General features: G+C 37.2%; 13 protein-coding genes. 3 read left to right on the forward strand and 10 right to left on the reverse strand.

The window, feature by feature from the left end; translation table 11 throughout:
- Positions 1-140: 140 nt before the first annotated feature.
- From ACWIW0_RS02440 to fdnG, 3 genes are read right to left on the reverse strand one after another with little or no spacing between them, the layout of a single operon-like run.
- Positions 141-818, reverse strand: a complete 678-nt coding sequence (locus ACWIW0_RS02440) for a formate dehydrogenase subunit gamma (RefSeq protein ID WP_454452061.1) — start codon at positions 816-818, stop codon at positions 141-143.
- Positions 811-1,713 carry a formate dehydrogenase subunit beta gene (gene fdxH, locus ACWIW0_RS02445; RefSeq protein WP_454452062.1) on the reverse strand — a complete coding sequence of 301 codons (903 nt, stop codon included), beginning with the start codon at positions 1,711-1,713 and terminating at the stop codon, positions 811-813. The genes ACWIW0_RS02440 and fdxH overlap by 8 nt, the downstream gene beginning before the upstream one ends.
- Before the next feature lies 1 nt (position 1,714).
- The gene (fdnG, locus tag ACWIW0_RS02450) at positions 1,715-4,780 is read right to left on the reverse strand and encodes a formate dehydrogenase-N subunit alpha (RefSeq protein WP_454452063.1); all 3,066 of its coding nucleotides are present in this window, start codon (positions 4,778-4,780) and stop codon (positions 1,715-1,717) included.
- A 220-nt stretch (positions 4,781-5,000) separates the two neighbouring features.
- Between fdnG and fdhD the strand changes: the two genes are divergently transcribed.
- Entirely contained in the window at positions 5,001-5,810 is an 810-nt protein-coding gene (gene fdhD / locus ACWIW0_RS02455) for a formate dehydrogenase accessory sulfurtransferase FdhD (protein ID WP_454452074.1), read from the forward strand.
- Between the two features lie 55 nt (positions 5,811-5,865).
- On the opposite strand, the gene ACWIW0_RS02460 is transcribed toward fdhD, so the two are convergent.
- Both ACWIW0_RS02460 and ACWIW0_RS02465 read right to left on the reverse strand, forming a co-directional pair.
- Positions 5,866-6,531 carry an OmpW/AlkL family protein gene (locus tag ACWIW0_RS02460; protein WP_454452064.1) on the reverse strand — a complete coding sequence of 222 codons (666 nt, stop codon included), beginning with the start codon at positions 6,529-6,531 and terminating at the stop codon, positions 5,866-5,868.
- A 176-nt stretch (positions 6,532-6,707) separates the two neighbouring features.
- A complete protein-coding gene (locus ACWIW0_RS02465) occupies positions 6,708-7,340 on the reverse strand; it encodes a TIGR01621 family pseudouridine synthase (RefSeq protein WP_454452065.1) in 633 nt (210 codons plus the stop codon).
- Between the two features lie 69 nt (positions 7,341-7,409).
- On the opposite strand from ACWIW0_RS02465, the gene ACWIW0_RS02470 reads away from it, so the two are divergent.
- Positions 7,410-8,033, forward strand: coding sequence for a histidine phosphatase family protein (locus tag ACWIW0_RS02470; protein ID WP_454452066.1), 624 nt, complete (start codon positions 7,410-7,412; stop codon positions 8,031-8,033).
- A 61-nt stretch (positions 8,034-8,094) separates the two neighbouring features.
- Here ACWIW0_RS02470 and ACWIW0_RS02475 read toward each other — a convergent pair whose 3' ends face one another.
- The 4 genes from ACWIW0_RS02475 to ACWIW0_RS02490 form a co-directional block, all read right to left on the reverse strand.
- The gene (locus tag ACWIW0_RS02475) at positions 8,095-8,844 is read right to left on the reverse strand and encodes an SDR family oxidoreductase (protein WP_454452067.1); all 750 of its coding nucleotides are present in this window, start codon (positions 8,842-8,844) and stop codon (positions 8,095-8,097) included.
- Between the two features lie 97 nt (positions 8,845-8,941).
- The gene (locus tag ACWIW0_RS02480; protein WP_454452068.1) at positions 8,942-9,397 is read right to left on the reverse strand and encodes a YcgN family cysteine cluster protein; all 456 of its coding nucleotides are present in this window, start codon (positions 9,395-9,397) and stop codon (positions 8,942-8,944) included.
- A gap of 7 nt (positions 9,398-9,404) precedes the next feature.
- Positions 9,405-10,007, reverse strand: a complete 603-nt coding sequence (rdgB, locus tag ACWIW0_RS02485) for an RdgB/HAM1 family non-canonical purine NTP pyrophosphatase (RefSeq protein WP_454452069.1) — start codon at positions 10,005-10,007, stop codon at positions 9,405-9,407.
- A 72-nt stretch (positions 10,008-10,079) separates the two neighbouring features.
- Positions 10,080-11,018 carry a Kdo(2)-lipid IV(A) acyltransferase gene (locus ACWIW0_RS02490; RefSeq protein ID WP_454452070.1) on the reverse strand — a complete coding sequence of 313 codons (939 nt, stop codon included), beginning with the start codon at positions 11,016-11,018 and terminating at the stop codon, positions 10,080-10,082.
- Between the two features lie 197 nt (positions 11,019-11,215).
- On the opposite strand from ACWIW0_RS02490, the gene hpf reads away from it, so the two are divergent.
- Positions 11,216-11,542, forward strand: a complete 327-nt coding sequence (hpf, locus tag ACWIW0_RS02495; protein WP_454452071.1) for a ribosome hibernation-promoting factor, HPF/YfiA family — start codon at positions 11,216-11,218, stop codon at positions 11,540-11,542.
- Between the two features lie 146 nt (positions 11,543-11,688).
- On the opposite strand, the gene ACWIW0_RS02500 is transcribed toward hpf, so the two are convergent.
- The coding region (locus ACWIW0_RS02500; RefSeq protein ID WP_454452072.1) for an IS256 family transposase, variant Zn-binding type at positions 11,689-12,469 on the reverse strand (781 nt) is incomplete at its 5' end.

Genomic DNA, 12,469 nt, shown 5'->3' on the forward strand with positions numbered 1-12,469 from the left:
AAAAAAGAAGAGATAAAAAAACAACAAAGTCGTTGTAAATGAAAGGTTTATAGTGTTATGAAGACGTTTAATTATTACATTTTAGATACAAATTTAATACAAAAAAGGGCAATCTGCCTGATTGCCCTTATAACTTCTAACTATTTATGTTTCTGCTTTTCAGCAAGCTCTTTTTCTAGTTCTGGTAATACTTCATCACGATACCAACGTGGGTGATGTTTTTTTGCCCAGCGTACTGTTACCCAGCCTTCAACCATTCCACGAATTGAGCCTTTTACCCAGAATGCCATATAGATATGCACCATAATGCCTGTAAAGAGTAAAAATGCACAAGCTGAATGGAATAATATTGCAATTCGGATAACTGGAATTGGGAAATTGTGAGCAAAATACTGACGCCACATAATTATCCCCGTAATCAATAAGGTAAACATTGCTAAAATCAATGTCCAGAATAGCATTTTCTGACCAAGATTATATTTACCATTATCTGACACTGCGTGTTCGTTACCTTTTAATACTTCGTGAATATTACGTAACCATACCCAGTCACTTTTTTCAGGAAAGTTATGGTGCCAATAAATTCTGACCATATTTAAAAAGGCAAGGAACATCACAATCCCTGTAAATGGGTGGATCATTCTTGCTAATTGTGGTGTTCCGAGAATTTGTACTAACCAAGATAGATCAGGGAAGAAAAAGGCTAAACCAGATAACCCTGTTAAAAAGAAACAGAGTACCAATAGCCAATGACTTAACCGAGCTGGTAATTTATGACGAACAATTTTTAGATCATCACTGATATGCACTTTACTCATTGTGACCTCCTTGATGCTCTTCATCGTGCTCATCTAATTCTTCAGTGTTTGGTCCAACAGCAATATAGTGAGCGGCAGCGCTGAGTGCTAAACCACCCATTGCAACAGCAGCAACTGGTTTTAATACATCTTTCCAAAGCGTAATGGTTGGATCGATCTTCGGATCTTTTGGTAAACCTGAATAGAGTTCTGGCTTATCTGCGTGATGTAATACATACATAACGTGCGTACCACCAACACCTTCAGGGTCATATAATCCTGCGTTTTCATAGCCACGAGATTTTAAGTCTTGAATACGTTTTTCCGCATAGACTTTCATCTCTTCTTTGCTACCAAAACGAATTGCACCTGTCGGGCAAGTTTTGACACAAGCTGGCTCTTGACCTACGTTTACACGATCAACGCAAAGCGTACATTTATATACACGATGATCTTCAGGGTTCATTCGTGGGATATTAAACGGACAGCCTGCAATACAGTAACCACAGCCGATACATTTATCCGATTGGAAATCCACAATACCATTTGCATATTGAATAATTGCACCTGGTGATGGGCAAGATTTTAAACAACCTGGTTCGGTACAATGCATACAACCATCTTTACGGATAAGCCATTCTAAGCGGTCGTTTTCTTCCACTTCGTTGAATTTCATCACCGTCCACGCTTTTGCGTTTAGGTCGATTGGGTTATCGTAAACACCAACACAAGCTTCTGGTTCTGCACGAATATCATTCCATTCTGAGCAGCCCACCTGACAGGCTTTACAACCGATACAGGTGGTTACATCGATCAGTTTTGCCACTTCAACTTGATGATCACGAGCTCGTGGCGGTGGTGTTAGCCCTGATGTTGCAGAGGCTTTAATAATGTTTTGAGATTGTACTACACCCATTTTATGCCTCCACTTTCTCAATATTGACTAACATACATTTCGATTCTGGCGTATTGGTATTCGCATCACCTGTACGAACCGTTAGGTTATTGGCAAAGAAACCTTTTTTCGCCCCCGTTGTTGCCGCAAAGCCCCAGTGAATTGGAATACCGATTGTATGAATTGGTTTTCCATCGGAGACTAACGCACGAATACGCTTAGTTACCACTGCAACAGCTTTGATATAACCACGTTTTGAGCTGACTTTAACTACATCACCGTGTTTAATACCTTTCTCTGCTGCCAATGCTTCACCAATTTCAACAAATTGTTCTGGTTGTGCAATCACATTCAACAATACATTTTTCGTCCAATAGTGGAAATGTTCTGTTAAGCGGTAAGTTGTTCCTACATAAGGGAAATCTTTAGATGTACCTAAATCTTCCTTATCGCTTGGTAAAATACGAGCAACAGGGCTTGAAACCACATTCGGATGTAATGGGTTTGTTCCAATTGGTGTTTCCATTGGTTCATAATGCTCAGGGAACGGACCATCAGTCATACGTTCACGCACAAATAAACCACTTACTCCTTCAGGTTGCATAATAAATGGCATTGTTGGGCTATTTGGTGGAGCTGTACCGAAGTCTGCTACATCAACATAGTTCCAGTTTTTACCATTCCATTTTACTAATTGACGTTTAGGGTTAAACGGATTTCCTGCTAAGTCTGCACTTGCACGGTTATATACAATACGGCGGTTTAATGGCCAAGCAAATGCCCAACCTAAGGTGTTACCTAAGTTAGATGGGTCGGAATTATCACGATTTGCCATCTGGTTACCTTTTGGCGTCCACTGCCCTGTATAAATCCAGCAAGCACCTGAAGTTGTACCATCATCACGCATTTGAGCAAAACTTGAAAGTAACTCACCTTTCTTCACAATCACATTACCATTTGCATCAAGAACATCTTCAAGGGCATAACCATTGTTCTCTTTTGCCACTTCTTCCGCTTTTGGCTCAAGTGGATTTGCATAATCCCAACTCATTGCTTCCAACGGTTCAATTGGTGCTTTTCCACCTTCTTTATGGTAGAGATGAATAAGCTCTGCACGCAATTCAGATAAAATCTCACCATCCGTTTTCGCTTCACCTGGTGGCTCTGCACCTTTCCAGTGCCACTGTAACCAGCGACCAGAGTTCGCAATTGAGCCATCTTCTTCTACGAAACAAGTTGTTGGTAAACGGAAAACTTCAGTTTGAATTTCTTCCGTTTTAACATTGTTATACTCGCCATAGTTTTTCCAGAACTCAGAGGTATCCGTTACAAGCGGGTCGAAAATCACTAAATATTTCAAATTGCTCAAGGCTTTAATAATTTTCTGTGAGTTCGGGTAAGATGCAATAGGATTCATACCTTGGCAGAAGAAACCATTGACTTTACCTTGATGCATATCTTCAATATAGCGGAACTGGTCAGTACCACCTTTTGGTAGTTTCGGTAAATAATGGTAGCCAAATTCATTCTCTTTCGTTCCTTTACTACCGTAGAATGATTTCAACATACTCACCATAAATTTTGGTGTATTTTGCCAATAGTTCACCTGATCTTTCATCATCGTTTTTGGTGTAATACGTTTTAAGAAAGATTCAAGCGTTGCATCAGCTTCAGTTGGTAATGGCAAATAAGCAGGCAAACGATTTGGGAATAAACCTAAATCGGTAATACCTTGTACGTTTGAGTGCCCGCGTAACGCATTCACACCACCACCAGCAACACCAATGTTCCCTAATAGCAACTGAATAATTGCCATTGAGCGAATATTTTGCGAGCCTACGGTATGTTGTGTCCAGCCTAACGCATATAAAAATGTTGCAGCTTTATCTGGAGCGGCTGTTTTGGCAATTTCTTCACAGAAAATATTAAAATCTTTCTGTGGAGTACCTGTAATACGCTCTACCATTTCAGGTGTATAACGTTCAACGTGTTCACGCAACATATTTAATACGCAACGTGGATGTTGAAGTGTTAAATCACGTTTTGGCTGCCCTTCTTCATCAAATTGATACGCCCAAGTAGATCTATCATATTGACGAGTTTCAGCGTTATAGCCAGAGAATAAACCGTCTTCAAATTTAAAATCTTCATTTACTAAGAATGAGGCATTAGTGTAGTGTTTTACATACTCGTGCTGAATCTTATCGTTTTTTAATAAATAACGAATAACACCTGATAAGAATGCAATATCCGTACCTGAACGAATTGGCATATAGGTATCAGCAACAGCTGCCGTACGGTTAAAACGTGGATCAACCACAATTAACTTCGCTGCATTTTGTTTTTTAGCTTCAATCGCCCAACGGAACCCGACAGGGTGAGCTTCCGCAGCGTTACCGCCCATTACAATAACTAAATCGGCATTTTTAATATCAACCCAGTGATTGGTCATCGCACCGCGACCAAATGTTGGAGCAAGACTTGCTACCGTTGGTCCGTGTCAGATACTCGCTTGGTTATCTGTAAAAACAATACCGAGAGAACGTACAAATTTTTGGGTTAAAATCCCCGTTTCATTACTACACGCAGAGCCTGCTAAGAAACCAGCTGTCATCCAACGGTTTACTTCAACACCTTGATCATTATGAGTTACAAAGTTCTCATCACGGTCTGCTTTCATATGCTTAGCAATACGTTCAATTGCTTCGTGCCAAGAAATGCGTTTCCATTCATTTGTTCCTGCTTCACGCACTTCAGGATACATTAAACGGCGATCACTATTTACATAATCTAATGCTCCTGCCCCTTTTGGACATAATGCCCCACGACTGACTGGGTGATCTGGGTCACCTTCAATATGAATTAATTTACCTTTGCTGTTCATTGCGCCATCGCCTAAGCTATATAGCAACATTCCACAGCCCACTGCACAATAAGTACAGGTATTGCGTGTTTCTCTCGTACGCAACAATTTGTATTCACGCGGTGCTGCTAATGCGGTTGCTGGGGCAAAACCCAACATCGCAGCAGACGTACCCGCCATACCACCTGCACAGATCTTAAAGAACTTTCTTCTACTGACCTGCATTATTCACTCCTAAAAAACCACATTTGTGGCAATTAACGACTTAAATAAAAATTAGCTTATATGCTTTGCTTATTGCTGTTATTATTGAATAAATAAAGCCAAGAACAAATAAATTTATTGATTAAATTAACAACAAATTTGATATAAACTAAAATTTGCACAATGATACATTTTTTTAACAAAATAAACTATGCTAGAAACTGATTTTTTAGAAAATAACGTGAAATTGATCACAAAAATAAATACAAATAGGCTTCTTATTGAGAATAATTCTCTTTTATCTGCTAAAAAGGAGGATTATTTAATTAAAGAAGTGCCTGTTGCTCTCGTTTATAATGGTATTTCACATACAGTAATGATGTGTACACCAAATAATTTAGCTGATTTTGCATTAGGGTTTTCACTTGCCGAAAATATTCTGAATCATAAAGGTGAATTATATTCACTCGATATTATCGAAAATAATAATGGCATAGAAATTCAAATGGAAATATCTAGCCGCCAATTTTCTGCATTAAAAGAAAAAAGACGTACAATGGCAGGAAGAACAGGCTGTGGTATTTGTGGTGTTGAACAGCTAGAACAAGTACAACAAAATTGTAAATTTTTCCCAAAATCTCACCGCTTACATTCCATTGATCCTATTATTTTTGATCACTGTTTAGCTCAATTAGAACAGCATCAGATTTTAGCAAAACAAACAGGAGCAAGCCACGCAGCTGCTTTTTTTACTCCAAATGGAGAGTTATTAGCTATCCGAGAAGATGTTGGCAGGCACGTTGCTTTAGATAAATTATTAGGTTGGTATGCTAAAGCCGATCAACCATTGGGATTTGTATTTGTGACAAGCCGAGCGAGTTTTGAAATGGTACAAAAATGCTTAGCTTGTGGGATTGAAATGCTCTGTGCAATATCTGCTACAACAGAAATGGCATATAAAATAGCACAAGAAAATAATTTTACGTTATTAGCCTTTACCCGAAAAGGAAAAGCGACAATTTATTCTGGACAAGAGCGATTAATATTATAAATAAAAAAAAATACCGATTATTTAGAAATATAATCGGTATTTTTATTATGATATTTTAGAATCTATATGAAAGACCTGCAAAATATACAATAGGATCTAATTTGATTTTTACTTCGTGATTTAACCCTAATGCACTAAAGTTAGCTTTAGTTTTAATACGGGTGTACCATAATGCAGTATTTAAATAAAGTTTATCCGCTAATTTAATATCAATACCCGCATTAACAACTGGGCCAAATGAATGTTTTTTAACTTGTAAATTTGTAACTGCAGGATTAAGCGATTTAGCACTAAAGAAACGGGTATAATTTAAACCTGCACCAATATAAGGTCTTGCTCCTGCATCTTTATCTAAGAAATAATACTGTGCATATAAACTTGGTGGTAAGTGTTTTACTTTAACCACATTTGGAATAGGCAGTCCATCTGGTAATACGCCAGCGACAGGCTGAACAGATGCATCTATTTTATGTGAAAACGGTGTTGCACCCAGTAATTCAATACCAATATTATCTGTGAGCATATAGGTTGCTGTTAAACCTAACTGTGCATTATTGCGAACATCTAAAGTAATATCGACTGGTGTTGTTGTTTTTGAGCTTGAATTTGCATCAACAAAAACACCACCAATACGAAAGATTGCACTACCTGCCTCGTGTGCCATTGCTGAGCTTGCTAATAAAACTGAACCTAATATAACCGCTAATGCTGATTTTTTCATTTTGAACCTCTTTTTATTATTGTGGAAAAATAAGTAACAAAAATGTTACTAAACACATATTATTGTAAAAAAGGGTAAATAAAATGTTTTTGATAAATATCAAAGAATAGCGATGAATTATTACAAGATAAATGTTCTTAAATTATTTTATTTTTTGAAATTTGATCTAACACAATTTATCTATTTGAACTCACTATTTTCTGCCATAAATTTCCTGTTTCAGGAGTAGCACTAATCACAAAAGATTGCTGTTGATATTCAAAGGCTAATTGATATGCGTGTAAATAAACCCGATCTGCTCTTTCACCAGAATAAAGTTCATCACCTAAAATTGGACTACCTAAACTTTTCATTGCTACTCGCAGTTGATGTGTTTTTCCTGTTTTAGGTTGCAATACAAAATGTCTTAAATTAGGCTCAAGCGAATAAGATTGAAATAGCGTAACGGCTGGATTTTCTTTGGTATGGCATAATTTCCACGCACCATTACGGCTCTTTTGCATATCACCAACTACCCTACCTTGTTTCTTTTTTGGCTTTTGATTAGATAATGCCCAATATGTTTTTTGGATTTTATGATTGACAAATAAGTCATAAAAATAAGCGGCTGTTTCTTTGTTCAATGCCAAAATTAACAATCCTGATGTTACTTTATCTAAACGATGAACCAACCAAACTTGCTCAACACCTAGTTGTTTTGCAATTTGTTCGATTAATCCAACCGCTTGTTCATCTTTATGAACACTCATACCAGCAGGTTTATTGATAATGACAAAATCAGAATGATGATAACAGACAGTAAAATACATTGATTTTTGCTATACTCTAAAAATAGATGCAAATAGCATAACGGATAATTCAGATTAAAGGAAAGAAAAATGGCATTACATCTCTATTTAATTCGTCACGGTCGCACCGAATGGAATGAAAAAGGTTTATTACAAGGGACTGGAGACTCTCCTTTGGTTGAAGAAGGTATTTTAGGTGCAAAAAAAACGGGGAAGGCTCTAGCAAACATTCCTTTCTCTGCGTGTTATTCAAGTTTAATGAAACGAGCCCAAGATACGGCGGATTACATCATTGGTGAGCGTAATATCCCTCATTTCCATCATAAAGGAATCAATGAAATTCATTTTGGTAAATGGGAAGGGAAACGTTCGGTAGATTTAGCAGAACACCCCGAATATATTTTATTAAGGACAGCTCCTAAGCAATACCAAGCGATTGAAAGCCAAGGAGAAACGATTGAACAGCTTTACCAACGCGTTACACTCGCATTACAACAAATTATCGAACGACATCAAGATGGCGAAAATATTTTAATTGTATCACACGGGATGACCTTAACTTTACTTACTGCTATCTTAAAAGGTATTCACTGGCACGATTTCCGTAATCCTGAATTACACACCTTTGTAGCTAATACTGCAATCAATGTATTAAAAGTGGAAAATGGACAATATGAATTGATTAAGTTTAATGATGTGGCACATTTGGGCTGAATCTACAGAGAAGAAATATATGATAGCATAGGAAATACCTATTCCTATGCATTTCTAATTTCTAACCACGATGTACCGCTAGTGGTGAAAAAGTTTGTGCTGTTGGCATTACTTCAATACGATTGATATTAACGTGTGGCGGTTGTTGGTTTAGCCATAACACGATATTCGCAATATCTTCGGGGGAAACATACTGCACATTTTCATAGAGTTTAGCTGCTTTTTCATCATCACCTTTAAAACGTACATTAGAAAATTCTGTTCCACCACATAGCCCTGGTTCAACATTACTCACTCTAATTGCTGTCCCCGCTAAATCGGCACGCAAATTAAGGCTGAATTGTTTAACAAATGCTTTTGTTCCGCCATATACATTACCACCTGGATAAGGATAATTACCTGCTATCGATCCTAAATTGATAATATGGCCACTATTACGAGCTACCATTTCAGGTAAAATTAAGCGAGTTACGCTCACTAATCCTTTGATATTCGTATCAATCATTTGATACCAATCGCTCAACTCTGCTTGGTGAGCAGGTTCAAGACCTAGTGCTAAACCAGCATTATTGACGAGCAAATCTACGTTTTTCCATTTATCTGGGCGGTTATTTAATGCTTGCTCAGTCTGCTGAAGGTCGCTTACATCAAACACTAAAGGTAAAAAATGCTCCCCAAGCTCTGCCTGTAATGCGGATAAACGCTCTGCTCGTCTGCCTGTACCAATAACTTTATAACCTGCTGAAATCAATGTCTTGCAGATAGCTAAGCCAAATCCAGCTGTTGCCCCTGTAACTAATGCGGTTTTCATTTTTTTCTCCTTCTGATGATACTATATTTTATATTAGATAAAGCAGTGCTGACAGTAAAATGAAAAAGTTTCACACAGTGATGAAATTTATTAACAATCAATGCTCATCAATCACAAATTCAAACCAATCAATCACATCTTTCTCGTGAATACCATTTTTGATTAAAATATTTGCTCGGTTTACGGAATTTGGATCGTTTGAAATAAGCGGATGCCAATCAAACAAAGGCTTACCTTCATAAAGTAAACGATAAGCACAAGTTTGGGGCAACCAGCCAAACTGGGGAAGATTTTTTTTGGTAAGTTTAGTGCAGTCTTGTTCAAGGGTAAAACGTTCAGAATAATTGTTACACTTCCCTGTGTCTAGATTTAACAGATTACAAGCGACTGAAGTGTAATATAACCGTTCTCGCTTTCCCCGACCTTGAATATACTTGCGATAACAGCACTTACCACAACCATCGCAAAGAGCTTCCCATTCAGCATCATTCATCTCCATTAAGGATTTGTTCTGCCAAAAAAGCGGTTCGATTTGTGAATTTTTTTGCAACATTAACGAATCATACCTCCTGATTAAGTTGTTGCTGCAATGATTTTAATGCGATTGCTCGATGAGAAATCTGTTTTTTCTCAGCAGTTTCTAATTCTGCAAAAGTACAATTTTTTGGAGGATAGTAAAATAAAGGATCATAACCAAAGCCATTTGTACCTTTTTCTTCACGCAAAATTTGCCCAAAACATTCGCCAAGTGCAATTTTAGGCGTTGGATCGGTTTCGTGTTGTAAAAAAACAATGCAACTCACAAATTTTGCACCACGTTTTTCATCGGTGATACTCGCCATTTCAGCGAGTAGTTTTTGGCGGTTTGCCACATCATCACCATCAACGCCTGCATAACGAGCAGAATATAACCCCGGTTCGCCCCCAAGAGCATCAACCGCCAATCCTGAATCATCAGCAATCGCAGGTAAACCTGTTAGTTTTGCGGCATAACGTGCTTTAATGAGTGCATTTTCTACAAAAGTTAGCCCTGTTTCTTCTGGGCTTTCTATACCAAATTCACTTTGTGCAATAACTTCAAAGCCAAATTGCCCTAATACATCTGCCATCTCTTTAACCTTACCTTGATTGCTTGTAGCAAGGACGATTTTTGTTTTGTTCATATAAATTCCTTCGTTTTAAATAGAGGTAAATTGTAAAATTTTACCCGAAAATGACCGCTTATCTAAATACATCTACTCATACAAACTTGGATCGCTCTCATTCGGGCGAGTTTTGAAACGGCGATGAAGCCACATATACTGGCTCTGAGCTTTTAAAATTTCTTTTTCGACTAATTGATTCATTTTCGTTGCGGTATCAATATCATTTTCACATTGACTAAAATCAACCGCAGGGCTAATTTTTACCGTATAACCTGAAAAATCAGCATTTCTCATTGGCGTAAATGGCACAACTACGCTATTTGGAGCTGAACGCAACAACATTCGAGAACCCGCCGTTGTACAAGTTTCTTGAACGGCAAAGAAGGGGACAAAAACACTATTTTTACGGCCATAATCGTGATCTGGCGCATACCAAATTGTTTCTCCCGTTTTTAAGGCTTTTATCATTCCGCGTAGATCTTTACGGTCTAACATCGCTTTATTCGAACGTACTCTACCTCGAAATTGAATCCAATCTAATAATGGATTGTCATTCGGACGGTAAACGCCAATCCCTTGATGGTGCAGCCCTACAATCCTAGCGCCTAATTCAAGGGTCAGAAAATGCACGCCAACTAATACTATTCCAGCATCTTCAGGCTGTTCTTTAAGATATTCTAATCCTTCAATCTTTGACCATTTTAAAATTCGCTTATCCGACCAAAACCACGCCATTCCTGTTTCAATAATCGCCATTCCGATTGAATCTTGATTCTCTCGTAAAATATGTTTAATTTGAGATTCAGAATAATCAGGGAAACAGAGTGCTAAGTTTCGTTTAGCAATTGCCATTCTACGCTGACCAAATTTAAGTTTGACAAAAATCTTACCTAGCGATTTGCCTAATATCACCAAGCAAGGATAAGGTAAACATAAGATAAGTCTAAATATGCCTAATGCAAGCCACAATCCCCAATATTTAGGCTTGAGAAAGTCAGATTGGAATGGAGGTAAGTTTTTTTCTGTCATTCTTTTTTCTCAATAGAGTAATAGTTTTTCTTTCTGAAAGTTAGACTGAATTATAGTCGAAAAGCCCCTAAAAGTGTTAAGTAGATCAAATTTTTGTATTTTTGTTGGGTTTAGCAGTTGAAATTTGAGTAGGAAAGGCATAATTTGAATACATCATCAATGACCAATGATGGTCAAAACCAAAAGAGGAAAATGCTATGACAATCAATATTTCAAGCAAACAAATGGAAGTTACCCCTGCAATCCGTAGTCACATTGAGGAGCGTTTGGCAAAATTAAATAAATGGCAAACTCAGCTTATAAACCCACATTTTATTATTCATAAACTGCCGAATGGCTATGAAGTTGAAGCCTCTATTGGTACACCTGTTGGTGATCTTTTTGCAAAATCACAAGATGCTGATCTTTACAAAGCTATCAACGATGTTGAAACTAAGTTAGAAACACAATTAAATAAACAGAAACATAAAGGTGAAGCTCGCCGAGCTGATGAAAGCCTGAAAAAGTTAAATGAAACAAATTGATAATGCTTTATAGTGAATTAGACTTGAGCTGGCAGCTTGTCAATAAGAACAGTTGCCAATTGGTGTAATGGACAAAATGGTTGCTGATTTACCCATTACACGTTCAAATGGACAAAGTGGTTGCTAATAATATTTTTCTTATGTTGTTAGCAACTCTTTTTATTTAAAAAATCCTTTATAAACATAACCTTACGTTTTTTGCTTAATCCGCTGTGATTATTTAATTTTCGTTTTAGTTCACTGAATAATCCTTCTAACCTATTTGTCGTTTTTTCTATATTTAACTCAGGGTACTTTTCGAAGGTAAATAAATATTTTTCATAATATCTAAGGCTAGATAAAGCACTTCTTAATCCTTTATGCTTATAAGGAAAATAACCTTTCTCATTGCATTTATCTGACCGTTCATTTAAATAGTCTTGGTGAGTTAAATACCATAGGTGTAAATGGCGATAAAATTTATTTTTTGTGCTTTCTTTGAGAGTTTTAACAAGTATTTTGAGTGCTTTTCCTGCCACTGATGTATGCTTTTTTCTGAGCTTTCTCATCACCATTGCAACGAGATGAAAATGGCACATCTGTGTCGGGGTATCGAATAAGTCCCTAAGTAATCCACGGCGACCATCGCAGGTAATTGACTGAATAATATAGCCTTTTTCTCTTAATTTATTTAATGCAACGTGGTAATGCTCATCTCGTTCGGTCTTAACCAGTTGGTGATAAACGACCTTTTCGCTCACGCTATCCATTATCACCAAAATACCAAATTCCCGACCAAAGAATGTGGTGGTATCCATAATAATATTTAAATGTGTTGAAATAGGCGTTTTTAATGCGGTTTTAGGGGCTTTATCAATATATCGCTGAATAGTTTTAACGGAGCATTTATATTTAATAGCGAGTTCTTTGTAGGTCTGTTTTCCTTGC

The organism is Ursidibacter sp. B-7004-1, assembly GCF_053654055.1.